The sequence below is a fragment of the Bradyrhizobium sp. STM 3809 genome (assembly GCF_000239795.1).
GTDB lineage: Bacteria > Pseudomonadota > Alphaproteobacteria > Rhizobiales > Xanthobacteraceae > Bradyrhizobium.
Map to the genome: position 1 here is coordinate 1 of NZ_CAFJ01000262.1, position 17,932 is coordinate 17,932.

At 65.7% G+C, this 17,932-nt stretch carries 17 protein-coding genes; 3 read left to right on the plus strand and 14 right to left on the minus strand.

Features of this window, described 5'->3' with window-relative positions; genetic code table 11:
* Window positions 1-41: 41 nt before the first annotated feature.
* The 8 genes from BRAS3809_RS14615 to rpoZ all read right to left on the minus strand — a co-directional run bounded on the left by BRAS3809_RS14615 (window position 42) and on the right by rpoZ (window position 7,630).
* On the minus strand, window positions 42-422 hold the full coding sequence (locus tag BRAS3809_RS14615) for a hypothetical protein (protein WP_008962885.1): 381 nt from the start codon (window positions 420-422) through the stop codon (window positions 42-44).
* A 2-nt stretch (window positions 423-424) separates the two neighbouring features.
* On the minus strand, window positions 425-1,351 hold the full coding sequence (gene era / locus BRAS3809_RS14620; protein WP_008962886.1) for a GTPase Era: 927 nt from the start codon (window positions 1,349-1,351) through the stop codon (window positions 425-427).
* On the minus strand, window positions 1,341-2,216 hold the full coding sequence (rnc, locus tag BRAS3809_RS14625) for a ribonuclease III (protein ID WP_035656321.1): 876 nt from the start codon (window positions 2,214-2,216) through the stop codon (window positions 1,341-1,343). The genes era and rnc overlap by 11 nt, the downstream gene beginning before the upstream one ends.
* Before the next feature lie 242 nt (window positions 2,217-2,458).
* A complete protein-coding gene (gene lepB, locus BRAS3809_RS14630; RefSeq protein ID WP_008962888.1) occupies window positions 2,459-3,220 on the minus strand; it encodes a signal peptidase I in 762 nt (253 codons plus the stop codon).
* A 287-nt stretch (window positions 3,221-3,507) separates the two neighbouring features.
* On the minus strand, window positions 3,508-3,927 hold the full coding sequence (gene acpS / locus BRAS3809_RS14635; RefSeq protein ID WP_008962890.1) for a holo-ACP synthase: 420 nt from the start codon (window positions 3,925-3,927) through the stop codon (window positions 3,508-3,510).
* Window positions 3,924-4,691: a pyridoxine 5'-phosphate synthase gene (locus BRAS3809_RS14640; protein ID WP_008962891.1), complete on the minus strand. Its 768-nt coding sequence runs from the start codon at window positions 4,689-4,691 to the stop codon at window positions 3,924-3,926. The genes acpS and BRAS3809_RS14640 overlap by 4 nt, the downstream gene beginning before the upstream one ends.
* Before the next feature lie 81 nt (window positions 4,692-4,772).
* Window positions 4,773-7,070 (minus strand): RelA/SpoT family protein, encoded by a 2,298-nt coding sequence (locus BRAS3809_RS14645; RefSeq protein ID WP_008962892.1) that lies wholly within the window; start codon window positions 7,068-7,070, stop codon window positions 4,773-4,775.
* A 167-nt stretch (window positions 7,071-7,237) separates the two neighbouring features.
* Entirely contained in the window at window positions 7,238-7,630 is a 393-nt protein-coding gene (gene rpoZ / locus BRAS3809_RS14650; RefSeq protein WP_006612728.1) for a DNA-directed RNA polymerase subunit omega, read from the minus strand.
* A gap of 356 nt (window positions 7,631-7,986) precedes the next feature.
* On the opposite strand from rpoZ, the gene BRAS3809_RS14655 reads away from it, so the two are divergent.
* Both BRAS3809_RS14655 and BRAS3809_RS14660 read left to right on the plus strand, forming a co-directional pair.
* Window positions 7,987-8,637, plus strand: a complete 651-nt coding sequence (locus tag BRAS3809_RS14655) for a LabA-like NYN domain-containing protein (RefSeq protein WP_008962894.1) — start codon at window positions 7,987-7,989, stop codon at window positions 8,635-8,637.
* Window positions 8,618-9,322, plus strand: a complete 705-nt coding sequence (locus BRAS3809_RS14660; protein WP_008962895.1) for a uracil-DNA glycosylase — start codon at window positions 8,618-8,620, stop codon at window positions 9,320-9,322. The genes BRAS3809_RS14655 and BRAS3809_RS14660 overlap by 20 nt, the downstream gene beginning before the upstream one ends.
* A gap of 203 nt (window positions 9,323-9,525) precedes the next feature.
* Here BRAS3809_RS14660 and BRAS3809_RS14665 read toward each other — a convergent pair whose 3' ends face one another.
* The 4 genes from BRAS3809_RS14665 to dapA all read right to left on the minus strand — a co-directional run bounded on the left by BRAS3809_RS14665 (window position 9,526) and on the right by dapA (window position 12,035).
* A complete protein-coding gene (locus tag BRAS3809_RS14665; protein WP_008962896.1) occupies window positions 9,526-10,110 on the minus strand; it encodes a peroxiredoxin in 585 nt (194 codons plus the stop codon).
* Window positions 10,111-10,207: 97 nt separating this feature from the next.
* The gene (gene smpB, locus BRAS3809_RS14670; protein WP_008962897.1) at window positions 10,208-10,681 is read right to left on the minus strand and encodes an SsrA-binding protein SmpB; all 474 of its coding nucleotides are present in this window, start codon (window positions 10,679-10,681) and stop codon (window positions 10,208-10,210) included.
* 1 nt (window position 10,682) lies between these two features.
* On the minus strand, window positions 10,683-11,105 hold the full coding sequence (mscL, locus tag BRAS3809_RS14675; protein WP_008962898.1) for a large conductance mechanosensitive channel protein MscL: 423 nt from the start codon (window positions 11,103-11,105) through the stop codon (window positions 10,683-10,685).
* A 39-nt stretch (window positions 11,106-11,144) separates the two neighbouring features.
* Entirely contained in the window at window positions 11,145-12,035 is an 891-nt protein-coding gene (dapA, locus tag BRAS3809_RS14680; protein WP_008962899.1) for a 4-hydroxy-tetrahydrodipicolinate synthase, read from the minus strand.
* A 392-nt stretch (window positions 12,036-12,427) separates the two neighbouring features.
* Between dapA and BRAS3809_RS14685 the strand changes: the two genes are divergently transcribed.
* Complete coding sequence (locus BRAS3809_RS14685; protein ID WP_052523425.1) at window positions 12,428-14,695, plus strand: lytic transglycosylase domain-containing protein; 2,268 nt, start codon at window positions 12,428-12,430, stop codon at window positions 14,693-14,695.
* Between the two features lie 78 nt (window positions 14,696-14,773).
* Here the strand turns inward: BRAS3809_RS14685 and BRAS3809_RS14690 are convergent, their stop codons facing one another.
* Window positions 14,774-16,303: a porin gene (locus BRAS3809_RS14690; RefSeq protein ID WP_008962901.1), complete on the minus strand. Its 1,530-nt coding sequence runs from the start codon at window positions 16,301-16,303 to the stop codon at window positions 14,774-14,776.
* 642 nt (window positions 16,304-16,945) lie between these two features.
* On the minus strand, window positions 16,946-17,932 hold a 987-nt coding region (locus tag BRAS3809_RS14695), incomplete at its 5' end, for a porin (protein WP_035656323.1).

A 17,932-nucleotide genomic window follows, 5' to 3' on the forward strand; every position in this document is an offset into this window, starting at 1 on the left:
CGGTGGGCACGCTGCGCTTTGCCCACCCTACGCTTACACAACTACGCGTCGAACCAGCCGCGCGCGTCGCCGGTGAACGAGTAGTACAGGCCGATCGTGGTCAGTGCGCAGGAGATGACCTCGATGCCGGCATCGAGCGTCATGCCCTTCTGGTTGATGACCTCGATCAGTCCGATGTCGGACAGAACCAGCGCGCCGAGCAGCACCCAGCGCGGCCAGTTCTTGCGCCGCTGCGCTGCCAGGTAGACGAAATAGAACATCAGCAGGATCATGACCCCGCTGAAGATCGTCTGTTGCGTGATCATGGATTCGGTCATCTCGAAGGTCGGCGTACGGTCGGAGACGGCAACCGACAGCGCATCCAGCATCAGCGAGATGTAGAGCAGGACTTCGAACCACAACACGTTGCGCGGCACGCTCATCGTCACTCTCTGGGAAACTCGAGTCCCATTTCCCGGTAGCGGTCGGGATCGTCGCCCCAGTTCTCGCGAACCTTCACGAACAGGAACAGGTGCACCGGCACGCCGGTGATCTCCGCGATCTCCTTGCGCGACTGCGCGCCGATCGACTTGATCGTCGCGCCGCCCTTGCCGAGCACGATCTTGCGCTGGCTGTCGCGCTCGACGAAGATCGTCTGCTCGATCCGGATCGAGCCGTCCTTGCGTTCGGTCCAGCTGTCGGTCTCGACCGTGGACTGATAAGGCAGCTCCTGATGCAGATGCGAATAGATCTTCTCGCGGGTGATCTCTGCCGCGAGGTGACGCATCGGCGCGTCCGACATCTGGTCCTCGGGATAATGGAACGGCCCCGGCGGCACCATCTCCGCCAGCGCGCGCCGGAGATCGTCGACGCCGTCGCCCGAGATCGCCGAGATCATGAAGGTGCGCGCGAAGGACAGCTTCTCGTTGGCCGCGGCCACCAGCGCCAGCAGCTTTTCGCGCGGCACCAGGTCGACCTTGTTGACCACCAGGATCTTCTCGTGCGCGACCGAGGCCGCCTTGTCGATGATGGCCTGCGCCTCGTCGTCGAGCCCCTTCTTGGCGTCGAGCAGGACGCAGACCAGGTCGGCGTCATGGGCGCCGCTCCAGGCGGTCGTGACCATCGCGCGATCGAGCCTTCGCTTCGGCGAGAAGATGCCGGGCGTATCGACCAGGATGATCTGCGAGGCGCCTTCGATGACGATGCCGCGGATCAGCGCGCGCGTCGTCTGCACCTTGCGCGAGACGATCGTTACCTTGGAGCCGACCAGCGCGTTGACGAGGGTCGATTTGCCGACGTTGGGCGCGCCGATCAGCGCGACGAAGCCGCAGCGGGTCGCGGCCGCCGGCCCGGCCTGGTGCTCAGCCGTCATTGCTGCCGCCGCTGACGCCTTCGCGCTCGATCATGACGGAAGCCGCCACCTTCTCCGCCGCACGCTTGGATCCACCCACGCCCTCGGCCGGCTCCAGACCGGGCAGATCGACGGCGACGCGGAACTGCGGATCGTGGTGCGGACCGGTGCGTTCGACCTCGCGATAGACCGGAGTCGGCAGGCCCTTGCCCTGCGCCCACTCCTGCAGCACCGTCTTGGGGTCGCGCAGCGGGCGCCGCGGCTTGTGCATGCGCTCGGTCCAGTTGCGCTCGACGAAGCCGGCGGCGGCGGCATAGCCGCCGTCGAGGAAGATCGCGCCGATCACCGCCTCGCAGACGTCGCCCAGCACCGATTTGCGCAGCCGCGCGCCGGCACCGGCGCCGACCGCACCGAGCTTGATGTCGTCGAGCAGGCCGAGCGACTTGGCGACGTCGGCGCAGCTCTCCTTGCGGACGAGGTCGGCCAGACGCTTCGACAACTCCCCCTCGTCGGCACTCGGGAACGAGCGATACAGCATGTCCGAGACGATCAGGCCGAGCACGTGGTCGCCGAGGAATTCGAGACGCTGATAGCTGTCGCCACGCTTCTTGGACGATTTCAGCGCCGATACATGCGTGAAGGCCGTGTTGAGCAGCGACGGATCGGCAAAGTGGTGGCCGATGCGCGCCTCGATTGCGGCGTTGGCGGCCTTGTCGGCGGCTTTCGCGCTCTTTGCAGCGCCGGTCCCGGCACTCTTGGCGCGACGGCTGCCCTTGGCCTTGCCGGACGGCTTGGCGTCGGGCTCCGCCTCGACCGAAGGCTCGGCGCTCTTCGATCCGCTTTGCGCTGCCTCGGCGACCCCTGCAGCCTTCGGCTCGGCCTTCATGTCGGTCTTTGCTTCGGCCTTCGCTTCAGCCTTGAGATCAGCTTTGGCGTCGGCTTTCGGCTCGGGCCTGGGTTCAGCCCTGAGCTCAGTCTTGGCGTCAAGCTTGGCATCCGGCTTGGCATCCGGCTTGGCATCAAGCTTGGGCCGCGCCGCGGCCTTGGGCGCAGCCTCGAGCGCGCCCGTGCCGGCTTGCGGGCTCGCCGCGGCGGCTTGTGTGGCCTGGATCTCGTGTGAATCGTCGATCATCGCACGATTTTGAACAGACGTTCCCAACGGATGGACATCGGCCAGCGCCAGAACGCCCAGGCATGCTCGTTCTCTCGAATGGAGAAGAAGATCATCTGGGCGCGGCCGATGATGTTTTCGAACGGGACATAGCCGACGCCGTCCGGCACGCGGCTGTCCGTCGAGTTGTCGCGGTTGTCGCCCATCATGAAGAAATTGCCGGGCGGCACGGTGTACACTTTCGTATTATCGTAAAGCCCGTGGTCGAAGCAATCCAGCGTTTCATAGCTGACGCCGTTCGGCAGCGTCTCCTTCCAGCGCTTCACCCGCGCAATCGAATCCGATGTGCCGCAGGGGTCCTCGCCGACGAAATCGCTCAGCCGCTCGCGCTGGACCGGGGCGTCGTTGATGTACAGCAGGCCGTCGCGCATCTGGATGCTGTCGCCAGGCAGGCCGATCACGCGCTTGATGTAGTCGATCTCGGTGTCCTTCGGCAGGCGGAACACCACGATGTCGCCGCGCTTGGGCTCCGAGCCGAAGATGCGGCCCGAGAAGATGTTGGGCGACTGCGGAATCGAGAAATGGCTGTATCCGTAGGAATATTTCGACACGAACAGATAGTCGCCGACGAGCAGCGTCGCCTTCATCGAGCCCGAGGGGATGTTGAAGGGCTGGAACAGGAAGGTGCGGATCACCAGCGCGATCAGGAGGGCATGAACGACGACCCGAACGGTTTCACCGAGGCCGCTCTCAGTCTTGGTTCCGGAGGTCACGCTCATCGCTCTTTCACTGTCCTTGGGCGAATGGTCCGACGATTCGCCAGCCGTTGCATAACACCCCGCCGTCCGCGAACAACGTACCGGTCCGCAGCTTAAGGGAGTCTGTCCTGATTCTGGTGGTTGAGGCCAACTCCGGTTTGACCCAGAATCCGCCTCGTGATGCTGCCGTTTCGATGCCAGCGGGTTTTAGACGACTGCGCGGGGACGCGCAATCAAGGGCCGCATCAAAATAACATAACAGCCTGGAATCAATCGGATTTTTGTTTTCTTGCCAGCGCCCTGCGGGCTCAGGACGGCCCCGCCGGCACCGCCGAGATGATGACGAAAGCCTGCGCCAGCGGCCAGTCGTCGGTGATCGACAGGTCGATCCGGGCCTCGTGCCCCGCGGGGGTCAGCGCCTTCAGGCGCTCGGCCGCGCCGCCGGTGAGCTGCATCGTCGGCCGGCCGCCCGGAAGATTGATCACGCCCATGTCGCGCCACCACACGCCCTGGCGGATGCCGGTGCCCAAGGCCTTGGAGCAGGCCTCCTTGGCGGCGAATCGCTTGGCATAGGTAGCGACCACCATCTTCTCGTTCTTGGCCCGCCGCTCGGCCTTGGCGCGCTCGGCCGCCGTGAAGATCCGGTTCAGGAAGCGCTCGCCATGCCGGTCGATCACCTCGCCGACCCGGCGGATGTCGATCAGGTCCGAGCCGATGCCGATGATCATGCCGATGTCCCCGCCAGGGCGCGGCCGCGATCCATCGCCGCGCGCATCGTGCGCACGCTCTCGGCGAGGCCCACGAACAGCGCCTCCCCCATCATGAAGTAGCCGATGTTGAGCTCGCGAATTTCGGGCAGTGCCGCGATCTGCTCGGCGGTGGCATAGTCGAGCCCGTGGCCGGCATGAACTTCGAGCCCGGCGGCGTAGGCCTGCCGGGCGCCGGCCACGATCCGCTCCCACTCCGCTGCGGCCTTGTCATGGTGGCCGTCGGTGATCGCATCGCACCAGCCGCCGGTATGGATCTCGATGACCGGCGCGCGCAGCCGCGCGGCCATCTCGATCTGGGCGGGATCGGCGGCGATGAACAGCGAGACCCGGATGCCGGCCTCGCTCAGCCGGGCGATCGCCGGCGCCAGCGCATTGTGCTGGCCGACGACATCGAGGCCCCCCTCGGTGGTCAGCTCCTCGCGCCGCTCCGGCACCAGGCAGCAGGCATGCGGCTTCGTCGCGAGCGCGATCCGGACCATCTCCTCGGTCGCCGCCATCTCGAAGTTCAGCGGCTTGGAGATCTCCGCCTTCAGCCTCGCCATGTCGTCGTCGCGGATGTGCCGCCGGTCCTCGCGCAGATGCGCGGTGATGCCGTCGGCACCGGCCTCGATCGCGAGCAGCGCGGCGCGCACCGGATCCGGTGTCCGGCCGCCCCGCGCATTGCGCAGGGTGGCGATGTGGTCGACATTGACACCGAGGCGCAGCTTCGGGGGATGGGACATCGGCGGGCTCTCAGAGTTCTCGAAACGGAGATTGCTGGTTTAGCGCATCGCCGGGGGAAACGCTGCCGGCAAACCCGCAGATTAGCCATTCACGCGGTCGACCCGCGCGACGATGGTCTTGGCGCGCAGCTGGTTGATGATCGCCGAGAGATGCTTGAGGTCATAGACCTCGAGATCGATCGTCAGCTCGGTGAAATCAGGCGAACGCCGGCTCATGCTGATGTTGTCGATGTTGCCGTCATGCTCGGCGATGACGGTGGCCACCTGGGCGAGGCTGCCGGGCTCGTTGACGTTCTCGACCCTGATGCGCGCGGGAAAGCGTTGCGGCGAGGTCTCGTCGACGTCCCAGCGCACGTCGAGCCAGCGCTCCGGCTCGTCCTCGAAGTCCTTCAGCGCCGGCGACTGGATCGGGTAGATCGTGATTCCCTCGCCCGGCGTGACGATGCCGACGATGCGGTCGCCCGGCACCGCGCCGCCATTGGGCGCGAACTTCACCGGCAGCCCGGAGTTGAGGCCGCTGATCGGAATCGCGAACGGACCTCGATGCGGCTCGCTCGCCGGCGCCGCCGATTTCGCGGCAGCCGCGGGCGTTGCGCCCTTCTTGGCGCCGTAGCGCACGACGCGCTCTTCCTTGTAGTCCGGATACATCGCGCGGGCGACGTCGGAGGCCTTGATCTCGCCGCGGCCGACCGCCGCCATCACGTCCTCGATCGAGGCCCGCGCCAGCCGCGGCAGCGCGCCCTTGAGCTTGTCGTCGGCATATTCGAGCTTGGTGCGCTCGAACAGGCGTTCGACGATGCGCCGGCCGAGCCCGGCATATTGATCGCGCACCGCGGTGCGCGTCGCGCGCCGGATCGCCGCCCGCGCCTTGCCGGTGATGGCGAGCGTCTCCCAGGCCGACGGCGGCGCCGACTGCGCATCCGAGGTCAGCACCTCGACCTCGTCGCCATTCTGCAGTTCTGACGAGAGCGCCGCGAACTTGCCGTTGATCTTGCAGCCGACCGCGCTGTTGCCGACGTCGGTGTGCACGGCATAGGCGAAGTCGATCACGTTCGCGTGGCGCGGCAGCGCGATCAGCTTGCCCTTCGGGGTGAAGCAGAACACCTGATCGTGAAACAGCTCGAGCTTGGTGTGCTCGAGGAACTCCTCCGGATTGGCACTCTCCGAGAGGATGCCGATGGTGTGGCGCAGCCATGCGAATGCGTTCGATTCGCGCTTGAGCAGCTCGGTCGGCGAGCCGATGTCATCCTTGTAGAACGCATGGGCGGCGATGCCGAGTTCGGCGATCTGGTCCATGTCCTCGGTGCGGATCTGCAGCTCGACGCGCTGCTTGCCCGGCCCGATCACGGTGGTGTGGATCGAGCGATAGTCGTTCTGCTTCGGCGTCGAGATGTAGTCCTTGAAGCGCCCCGGCACGACCGGCCAGGTCGTGTGCACGATGCCAAGGGCGCGATAGCAGGATTCGAGGTCCGGCATGATGACGCGGAAGCCGAAGATGTCGGACAGCTGCTCGAAGCCGATGGATTTGCGCTCCATCTTGGTCCAGATCGAGAACGGTCGCTTGCGGCGGCCGAACACCCGCGCGGTCAGGCCGTGGTCGCGGAACTTGCGCGCCAGCTGGCTCTCGATCTCGCCGATCAGGTTGCGGTTGCGATCCGCCAGCGCGTCGAGCCGCTGCATCACCACACCATAGGCCTGCGGATCGAGCGTCCGGAACGAGAGATCCTCGAGCTCCTCGCGCATCTCCTGCATGCCCATGCGGCCGGCGAGCGGCGCATAGATGTCGAGCGTCTCCTCGGCGATGCGCCGGCGCGAGGCCTCGGGCACGAATTCGAGCGTGCGCATGTTGTGCAGGCGGTCGGCGAGCTTGACCAGCAACACGCGGACATCGTCGGCAATCGCCAGCAACAGCTTGCGCAGGTTCTCGGCCTGCTTGGCCTCGCGCGACACCAGCTCGAGCCGCTTCAGCTTGGTCAGGCCCTCGACCAGCGCGCCGATCTCGGGCCCGAAGAAGCGGTCGATCTCGGCGCGCGTCGCCTCGGTGTCCTCGATGGTGTCGTGCAGCAGGGCCGCGACGATCGTGGCGTCGTCGAGCTTGAGGTCGGTCAAAATGGCCGCGACCTCGAGCGGATGGGTGAAATACGGGTCTCCCGAGGCGCGGGTCTGCGAGCCATGCGCCTTCATCGCGTAGACATAGGCGCGGTTGAGCAGATCCTCGTTCGTATCCGGATTGTAGGAGCGGACCCGCTCGACCAGATCGTACTGCCGCATCATGCGCGAGCGCGGCTTCTGCGTCCGCGGCCGCTCGGCCGCCGGCGCCACCGCGGCCTGGTCGGCCGCCGCCTGCATCTGCTGGGAAGTGTGGCCCGGAACCACCATGGAAAATGACTAAACCTTTATCTTTCGGAACGAATCCGGCGGACCGCAGTCGGCCGCAGCGGGCCTATGGTAATCACGAAATCACCTTCAAATGCAAAGGCCCGGACAACGTCCGGGCCTTCACATTCTCACAAGTTAATCCAGGCTCGCGCCGACGGTGATAAGAATCACTCGTCCTCTTCGGGCTGCTCCTCCGGGGGAGCAAGACCTTCGAGGCCCTTCAGCAGTTCTTCCTCGGTCATCCGCTCGACCGCCACCTCGGTGTCGTCGGCATCGACGCTGGCGCCGGCCGACCCGATCAGTGGCACCGTGTCGGGCTCGGGCTCGTCGACCTCGACGAACTTCTGCAGCGAATGAACCAGTTCTTCCTTCAGATCCTCGGGAGAAATGGTCGAATCCGCAATCTCCCGGAGTGCCACGACGGGGTTCTTGTCATTATCTCTGTCAATTGTAAGTTGCGAACCCGACGAGATCATACGCGCGCGATGCGCGGCCAGGAGGACCAGGTCGAACCGGTTGTCGACTTTATCGATACAATCTTCCACAGTGACGCGCGCCATTGTCGCTCCGGTCCTTTGTGTGCTTAATATGCTGATTATGCTGGGCTAGTTATAGAGACTGACCGGTTTTCGCAAGGCCAAACTGGCTGGCGGTCTCTTTAACCGGCCGAGGGGAGTCGAATTCCGGGACGTTGCTGACGGGGCGTCCAAGCCGCCAAACATGGCTTTGGACAAGAAAACGCTTCATTGCGCGGTCACAAGTGCGCCTTTGTTGCCCCGATCACTCCCGTTTGCGGTAACGTCACACCTGACCATCCGCACGAGCCTTGGCAGTCCTTGGCAGTCATCTTGAAATGGAATGCGCGAACGCCCGCCATCGCGCCAAAAATAGAAGCTAACTGAACGCGAGACACTGAATGTCATCTTCGACCAATAAAATTGCGCTCTTCATTGACGGCGCCAACCTATACGCAACGGCCAAGACGCTCGGCTTCGACATCGACTACAAGCGCCTGCTCAAGGAATTTCAGAGCCGCGGCACGCTGCTCCGTGCGTTCTACTATACGGCCATCATCGAGGATCAGGAGTATTCGTCGATCCGTCCCCTGATCGACTGGCTCGACTACAATGGCTACACGGTGGTCACCAAGGCGACCAAGGAGTTCATCGACGCCAGCGGCCGCCGCAAGGTCAAGGGCAACATGGACATCGAGCTTGCCGTCGACGCCATGGAGCTGGCCGAGCACATCGACCAGATGGTGCTGTTCTCGGGCGACGGCGACTTCCGCTCGCTGGTGGAGGCGATGCAGCGCCGCGGCGTTCGGGTCACCGTGATCTCGACGATCTCGAGCCAGCCGCCGATGATCGCCGACGAGTTGCGCCGCCAGGCCGACGTGTTCACCGATCTCGTCGAGTTGCAGTCGAAGCTCGGCCGCGATCCCTCCGAACGCCCTGCCCCGCGCGAGCCGCGCCATCATTCGCCACAATTCCTGCAGCGCTCGACCACGCCGGCCGCTCGCACGCCCACGCCGACCACCACGTCCCCCGATGACGACTTCGAGGACTAAGGCGGTCACGCGCGGCGCTCCCAAGACCGATTCGGCCCCGAATTCCCCCGCAGCCCACAGCACCGATCCGGACCGCGATTGTCCGCTGTGTCCCCGTCTGGTCGATTTCCGCACGGCGCAGCGGGCGCGCGAACCCTCCTGGTTCAACGCGCCCGTGCCGTCGTTCGGTGATGCGAACGCGCGGCTCCTGATCGTCGGCCTGGCGCCGGGACTGCAGGGAGCCAACCGCACCGGCCGCCCGTTCACCGGCGATTACGCCGGCGAGCTGCTGTACGGCACGCTGCTGCAATATGGCTTCGCCACAGGCCGATTCGAAGCACGCCCCGATGACGGGCTGACCCTGGTCGACTGCCGGATCAGCAATGCCGTGCGCTGCGTACCGCCGCAGAACAAGCCGCTGCCGGCCGAGATCAACCAGTGCCGCAGCTTCCTCGGCGCCAGCATCGCCGCGATGCCCCGCCTGCGCAGCATCGTCGCGCTCGGCCGCATCTCGCATGACACGCTGCTGAAGCTGCTGGGCCTGCGCGCCGCCGCCGCGCCGTTTTCTCACGGCGCCGTGCACCAGGCCGGCAAGATCAGGCTCTACGACAGCTATCACTGCTCGCGCTACAACACGAACACCGGCGTGCTGACGACCGAGATGTTCCACGCGGTCTTCGCGCGGGTGAAGGCCGAGCTGGATTAGTTCGGCCGGCCTAAGTCTCAGCCTCGTCATTGCGAGCGCAGCGAAGCGTGCCGCAACGACAATCCGTAGGGTGGGCAAAGGCGCGCCCGGGTTGTTGTCGTGAGCATGACTGCTTCGCGCGCCGTGCCCACCGGCCTCAGTCACCGGCACCGCCGGTGGGCACGCGACGCCTGGCGGCGTCGCTTTGCCCACCCTACACGACCTCACGCCGCCGCTGCTGGATGATCCTTCAGCCACGCCAGCACGTCGGTCGCGTTCCGGTCCGGCGGAAACACCGGATAGAACACGTGGGTGATGCGGGCGTCGTCGACGACCAGCGCCAAACGCTTGATCAGCGTCAGGCCGGCGATCTCCATCGTCGGCAGGCGCAAGGCGTGAGTCAGTGCGAGCGTCTCGTCCGAGAGCACCGGGAACGGCAGATGCAGGCGCGAGGCCATCTCGGTCTGATAGGCATTGCTCTGCGTCGACAGGCCGAACACCTGGGCGGCGCCCGCGGCCTTGAGCTCGCCGAACAGGTCGCGGAAACTGCAGGCCTGCGGCGTGCAGCCGCGCGCACCCGGGATCAGGTCCCAGTCCTCGACCAGGGAAACCTTGCCGGGCTCACCGGTGCGCGGATAGGCAAACACCACCGTCCGTCCCGGCAGCTCCGACAGCGTCACCAGGGAGTCGTCGGTGGCGCGCAGGCTGAGCCGCGGAAGGGTCATGCCGGCGAGATGATCGGCCGCACCGTCATCGGTCGGCGCCGGGATCTTGCTCCAGTCGACCTCCAGCAGGTTCTTCTGAGTCATCGCTGCATCCCACGGCTTAGGCACTAGGAAGGCTTAGGCATCAAGGCTTTGGCGTTCAGACGGCGGCCCAGGCAAGCGCGCAACGGCGCGCAGCGCGTCACCCCCGCGCGCGCAGCAGGCGGCCCTTCTCGCGGCCCCAATCGCGCTTCTTCTCGCTCTCGCGCTTGTCGTGCAGCTTCTTGCCCTTGGCGACGGCGAGCAGCAGCTTGGCGCGGCCGCGCTCGTTGAAATAGAGCTTGAGCGGGATCAGCGTCATGCCCTCCCGCTCGACCGCGCCCATCAGCTTGTTGATCTGCTTGCGATGCAGCAGCAGCTTGCGCGGCCGCTTCGGCTCATGATTGAAGCGATTGGCCTGCAGATATTCGGGAATGTTGGCGTTGATCAGCCAGATCTCGCCGTCGCGGGAATCCGCATAGGATTCCGCGATCGTCGACTTGCCGCCGCGGACCGACTTCACCTCGGTGCCGGTCAGCGCGATGCCGGCCTCGATCGTGTCCTCGATTGCATAGTTGAACCGCGCCTTGCGGTTCTCGGCGGCAACGGTGATCTTCGGCTCGTTCTTGTTCGCCACGTCAGGCTTTCTTCAGGAGATCCCTGATTTCGGTGAGGAGCTCGACCTCGGCGCTCGGCTTGGGCGGCGCGGCCGGAGCGGCCTCCTGCTTGCGCTTGAGCTTGTTCATGGCGCGGATCACGATGAACAGCACGAACGCAATGATGAAGAAGTTGAGCGTCAGCGTCAGGAAGCTGCCATAGGCGAGGACTGCGCCGAGCTTCTTGGCATCCGCCAGATTGGTCGCCTCGGCCGCCTTCTTGGAGAGCGGGATGAAGTAGTTGGAGAAGTCCAAACCGCCGGGCGTGATCGCGCCGATGATCGGCATGATGATGTCGCCGACCAGCGAGGTCACGATGGCGCCGAACGCGCCGCCGATGATGACGCCGACCGCGAGATCGACGACGTTGCCCTTCAACGCGAATTCACGGAATTCCTTCAGCATGTCTGTCTCCCCATCAGACGTGAAAAGAAACGGCTCGACTCAGTTGATCAGCCCGGCGTGAACCATGGCCTGGCGCACCGCCACACGGGTCGGCTCGGACACCGGCACCATCGGCAGCCGCAGCTTCTCCTCGATCTTGCCGAGCAGCGACAGCGCGTATTTCACCGGCGCCGGGTTGGACTCGATGAACAGATTGGTGTGCAGCGGCATCAGCTTGTCGTGGATCTTCAGCGCGGTGGCGACATCGCCCTTCTGCCAGGCGGCGTGGAACTCCGCGCACAGCCGCGGCGCCACGTTCGAGGTGACGGAGATGCAGCCATGGCCGCCATGGGCCATGTAGCCGATGATCGTGGCGTCCTCGCCCGAGAGCTGGTTGAAGTCCTCGCCGAGCGCCGCGCGCTGCTGCGACACCCGCACCATGCTCGCGGTGGCGTCCTTGACGCCCGCGATGTTCTTCAGGTCGTACAGCCGCTTCATGGTGTCGACGGACATGTCGATCACCGAGCGCGGCGGAATGTTGTAGATGATGATCGGAATGCCGATCGCGTCGTTGATCGCCTTGAAGTGCTGATACAGGCCTTCCTGCGTCGGCTTGTTGTAGTACGGCGTGACGACCAGCACGGCATCGGCGCCGGCCTTCTCGGCATGCTGGGCGAGCTCGACAGCCTCCTTGGTCGAATTGGAGCCGGCGCCGGCGACCACGGGCACCCTGCCCTTGGCCTCGGCGATGCACCACTCGACCACCTGCTTGTGCTCGTCATGGCTCAAGGTCGGGCTCTCGCCGGTCGTGCCGACCGGGACCAGGCCATTGGTGCCCTCGTCGATCTGCCAGTTCACGAGGCTGCGGAACGCCGCCTCGTCGACGGAGCCGTTCTTGAAAGGGGTCACCAAGGCGGTGAAAGAGCCTCGGAAATTCGTCTTGGCTGCCATGAAACTCCCTCCCAACGCGCGTTGCCCCAGAGCGAAGCGCACTTCATACCGGGTCTGGACATCTGGCGGAAGGGCCGGCCCGATGTCGGCAGCCTTCTCAACAGGCACGCACCGCGCGCCGAATCAGGCGCGGCGGCCGTCCATCCCAGCGTGCGGCGCAGGTCCGCAGGACTCTGGCTGAGACCACCGATCCCTGCCGGACGGCCCCACCGCCGCCCTTCGGTCGTGATTTCGCCGCGGTGTTGGCGCAGGTTGCAACCGATCCCGGTATATTTAGTATTTGTTCACCTTTTCGATAGACCAAGATCGTCAGGGATCGAAGTCATCCGCCGCAAAGGAACGCCGTGCCCTTGTCTGCCCGCGCTGCCGCATTGCGATCGACCGCCCTGTCGATGTCTCTCTCGGTGTCCCTGGCCGCGGGCCTGACGCTGGGCCTCGTGCTCGGCGGAGATCTCGCGCTCGCCAAGGACAAGGTTCCCTTGCCGAAGGCGCGTCCGATCGCGCGATCGACGGCTCCCGCCGCCGCTGCAAAGGATACCGCGGACGCCCGGAGCAAGGTCGACGCCCGGGCCGAGGCCAAAGCCGATCTCAGGGCCGACACCAAGAGCATTGCCAGAGGCGCGGAACCGCCCCGTGGCGCGCCGAGGGACATCACGCCGGGTGCATCCCCCAGCGTGCTGCCGCCCCGCCTGCACGCGGCCCTGCCCGCGTCGCGCAAGCCGGTCATCCCCGCCGCGATCGCCGCGACGGCGTCGACCTCGCAGTCGGACAAGGATGCGCTCGAAAACGTGATCGAGCTGGTGCGCAAGCGCAAGCCTGACGACGCGACGCAGGTCGAGCAGGCGATCTCCGACCCGGTGGCGCGCAAGCTCGCCGAATGGATCATCCTGCGCAGCGACAACAACAACGCCACCGTCGAGCGCTATCGCGCCTTCATCACCGCCAATCCGAGCTGGCCGTCGCAGAGCTTCCTGCGCCGCCGCCTGGAGGCTGCGCTGTGGGACGACAAGCGCGACGATTCCGTCGTGTGGTCGTGGTTCGAGAACGAATCGCCGCTGTCGGCGAAGGGCCGCTTTGCGCTCGCGCGCGTCATGCTCAACCGCGGCGACCGCGCCAATGCCGAGCGCCTCGTGCGCGAGGCCTGGCACAACGACGCGATGTCCGAGGACACCGAGAACATCATCCTCGACCAGTTCGGCGCCCTGCTCTCCGGCGGCGATCACAAGGCGCGGATGGACACGCTGCTGTATGGCAGCGAGCACGAGGCGGCGATGCGCGCGGCCCGGCGGCTCGGCTCGGGCCATGTCGCGCTGGCGAAGGCGCGGATCGCGACCTACCGCAAGGCCGCCAACAGCCGCGCCCTGCTCGACGCCGTTCCGCGCGAGCTGCATGGCGACGCCGGCTACATCTTCAGCCGCATCCAGCTGCTCAGGCGCGACGAGCAGTTCGCCGAGGCCGCGCAGCTGATGCTGAGCGCGCCGAAGGATCCGGGCCGCCTGCACAATCTCGACGAATGGTGGATCGAGCGCCGCCTCCTGGCGCGCAAGATGATCGACGCCGGCGAGTACCGCAGCGCCTATCTGATCGCCCGCGACGCGGCGCTGCCCAACCGCGACATCTACAAGACCGAGCAGGAATTCACCGCCGGCTGGATCGCGCTGCGCTTCCTCAAGGATCCGGCGACGGCGGCCCAGCACTTCGCCCGCATCGGCGTCGGCAGCGTCAACCCCACCACGCTGGCCCGCGCCGGCTATTGGCAGGGCCGCGCCGCCGAGGCGATGGGCCGGATGCAGGAGGCACGCGCGGCCTACAGCGCAGCGGCCGAACAGTCGACGAGCTATTATGGCCAGCTGGCGCGAGCCAAGCTCGGCCTGCCGCAGCTCGGCCTCAATGCAGCGCCCGCCGGCCGCGGCCGCGGCGTGGAGCGCCTCGAAGTGGTCCGCGCGGTGCAGCTGCTGTATGACCTCGACGAGGGCGAGGTCGCGATCCCGATCTTCGCCGATATGGGCGACAATGGCGATCCCGACGTGCTGCTCGGCCTCGCCGAGGCGGCGGGCCGGCAGAGCGACGCACGCGCGATGCTGCTGGTCGGCAAAGCCGCGCTCAATCGCGGCCTGCCCTTCGATCACTACGCCTATCCGGTCAACGGCATCCCGGCGTTCCGGGCGATCGGGCCCGAGGTCGAGCAGAGCGTGATCTTCTCGATCGCCCGCCAGGAGAGCGCGTTCAACCAGGCGGTGGTGTCGCCGGCGCAGGCCTATGGGCTGATGCAGGTCACACCGGATGCGGGCCGCTACGTCTGCAAGCGGGCCGGCGTCAGTTTCGACCTGAACCGGATGAAGACCGATCCGGTCTACAATGCCCAGCTCGGCGCCGCCGAGCTCGGCGGCCTGCTCGAGGACTACCGCGGCTCCTACATCATGACGTTCGCGGCCTACAATGCCGGTCGCGGCAGCGTGAAGAAATGGATCGAACGCTATGGTGACCCGCGCGATCCCAATGTCGACGCGGTCGACTGGGTCGAGCTGATTCCGTTTGCGGAAACGCGCAATTACGTCCAGCGCGTGATGGAGAACCTGCAGGTCTATCGCGCCCGATTCGGCGGCGGCTCGCGGCTGCAGATCGAGGCCGATCTGCGCCGCGGCGCGGTCGTCGAGTAGCGAGTAGCGAGTAGCGAACTGACCTCGGAAGGTCAGTCAACCGCTATTCACTACTCCCCATGCCCTACTCGCCTGTCGTCACCAGTTGCGCTGCGCGCGAACCAGCATCGAGACCGAATCCTGGTCCTTCAGCTGGTAGACGGTCGCAGGCTTGGCGACAGCGGCCACGGCGGGAGCCGTCGCTGTGCCGGTGAACTTCTGATCCAGCCTGGTCCAGGCGACGTCGGCCGAGAAGGTCAGGTTCTTGACCGGGGTCCAGCGCGTGATCACACCCACCGTGGAGATGTTGAAGTCGGGGTTGCAGTTGGCTGCCGCGATCTTGAGCTCGACGATGCCGGCGCCGTTGCAGATCAGGCCCTTGGCGGTCGCGTTGTAGCGGACGGCGCTCCACGAACCGTACAGCGCGGTGTTCCAGAACGGATCCCAATTGTGGGTGAAGGCGCCGCGGAAGCCGTAGGTCGTCGTCAGCTGCTGCTGGGTCCCCGCTCCGAACACCGAATCGGACACGCCGGCGAAGCCGAGGCTCTGATAGGCACCGGCCACATTGGTGCCGCCATACATCGCGTAGTTGATCGGCGCGAGGCTCTGGAAGTTGTAGCGGCTGGCGCCGTTGGTATAGACGCCCTGCAGGTTGATGGTGTCGCCGGCACCGGTCGGAATGTTCTTGACCGACAGGGCAAGCTGGCCGGCAAAGCCCCATTTGTCCGCCGGATGCCCGGTGGTCTCGGTCGCGCCGAAGAAGCCGGCGTGATTGTCATGCGCCGCGAACGACGCCTGGAACAGGCCCCAAGCCTGATCGACCCGCACCATGCCGACGATGTCGGGCGCAACGTTGCCGCCGAAGTTCGACGTGCCATAGTTGCCGGTGACCACGCCGGCGGCGGTCTGTCCCGCCGTGTTCCAGATCTGCGACTGGCCGTACTGCGTCGCATCCTGGGCCGAGATCGCCGCCGTGATTCCGGAGCCGAAATCGGCGGTGTAGGTGAACTGGTTGACACCGGTGATGGTGCCGCCGCCACCGGTCAGGCCGTCGAAATTGTTGCCGGGATAGTTAGCCCAGGGCGCATCGAACTGCGACACGGCCTTACCCATCGTGAACCCGGCGAACTGGATGAAAGCGTAGAAGACGCCGATGCCGCCTTGCGCGATGTTGCCATCGGCCTGCGCGCCGGGTGCGCCCGCCGTCGAATAGGCGGTCGCGCCCGTGGCGGAGCCGGTTCCGGCGTAGCCGCCCGAGGTCCACTGGAACACGGCGTCGAAATAGGTGCGGACGACGCCGTATTCGGTCGCGGTCCTGGTGTCGATGTTCAGGTCGGCGCGGGAGCGCGTCGTGTAGTAGTTCCTCAAGCGATTCTGGCCGCCGGCAACGCCGTTCACGGCGTTCTGGAAGATCGCATTGGTTCCGAACGCTGCTTCGGCGCGCAGATAGCCGCCCAGCTTGATGCAGGTGTCGGTGCCGGGGATGTAGAAGAATCCCGCGCCGTACATCGAGCAGACCCTGACATACTCGACCGCCTTGGCCTTGATGGGAAGGTCGGCGGCCTGAGCCCCACTTACGGCGAGCAACGCCGCCCCCGAGCCCAGCACAAGGCTCCGCACAGTCTTCATACTAACCTCCAAATTGCTCACGTCAGACCGCCCCCCTTGAAGCAGGGGCGAACGTCCCCACCCGACGAGTCAGCTCATCTCCAGCGGCCTCACACTGCTCGCCCATAGCGTTGCAGTCGGAACGATCCGGAGGCATTTTTTGTGTTTTATCGGACCATTCTCGTGACGCGCCGGATCACGCTTGTGGCCGTGCGGGGGCAGGACGCACGCCGGAGAAGCGGTCGACTATAATGTGCGCGTTGCCGCGAGGCTGGCCGCTTCGGCGTCGAAGATGTGGCCGGAATAGAGCAGAACGGGTCTGACCTCGAACCGCGAGGCAGCCGAGGCGTCGGCAAGTGCGGCGGTGAGGCGGCCCTCAGTCCCACGGCCTGGCCAGCCGCAGCTCACGCATGTTTGAGGCTGAAGGTCACGACGCAGACGCGAATGAACCGTCTGGTGACGCGCTCGCCTCGGGCGGCGTGGCGGGATCCGATGATCTCGTCCCCAAGGTGTCGATGAAGACGGTGCGACCACGTGAGCTGGCAGGAAACGCCGACAAGCCCCGATGACAGCGCAACGGCCCTCATATCGCGGGCATTCGGGCAAAGAAAAACCCCCGGCAGTTGCCTGCCGGGGGCTCTCGATCCGATCAGACGATCGGGATCAGAAGTTGCGCTGAGCGCGGAGCAGCAGGACGGCCGAGGTCTGATCCTTCAGCTCGTACACCGCGCCCGGCTTGGCGACAGCAGCGGCGGCCGGAGCCGTCACCGAACCCGTGTTCTTCTGGTCGAGCCAGGAGTACGCGAAGTCGGCCGAGAAGGTCAGGTTCTTGACCGGGGTCCAGCGCGTGATCAAGCCAATGGTGGCCAGATCGAAGTCCGGATTACAGGTCGAACCCGCGTTGAAGGCCGCAACCACGCCGGGGCTGGTGCAGATCAGGCCCTTGGCAGTGCCGTTGTAGCGGATGGCAGCCCACGAACCGTAGACCGCGGTGTTCCAGGCCGGGTTCCAGTTGTGGGTGTAGGCACCACGGACGCCGTAGGTCGTGGTCAGCTGCTGCTCGCCACCGGTGGTGAACACCGAGTCGCCCACGCCAGCAATGCCGAGGCTCTGATAGGCGCCAGCGAGGCCGGTGCTGCCGTACATCGCGTAGCTGTTCGGCATCAGGCTCTGGATGTTGTAGCGGCTCGCACCGTTGGTGTAGACGCCCTGGAAGCTGATCGTGTCACCAGGTCCGGTCGGGATGTTCTTGATCGACAGGGCCAGCTGAGCCGCCCAACCCCACTTGTCGGCCGGGTGGCCGGAGGTCTCGGACGCGCCGTAGTAGGCGACGTGGTTGTCATGCGCCGCGAACGACGCCTGGAACAGACCCCAAGCCTGGTCGACGCGGACCATGCCGACGAAGTCCGGAGACACGTTGCCGCCGTAGTTGCTGGTGCCGTAAGCACCACCGATCACGCCAGCCGCGGTCGAACCAGCGACGTTCCAGAGGTTGTTCTGGTAGTAGGCGGTCGCGTCCTGAGCCGACACCGTGAAGGTGATGCCGGAGCCGAAGTCGGCCGTGTAGCTCAGCTGATTGACGCCAGTGACCGTGCCGCCGCCGCCGGCGAGACCGTCGAAGTTGTTGCCCGGATAGTTCACCCAGGGAGT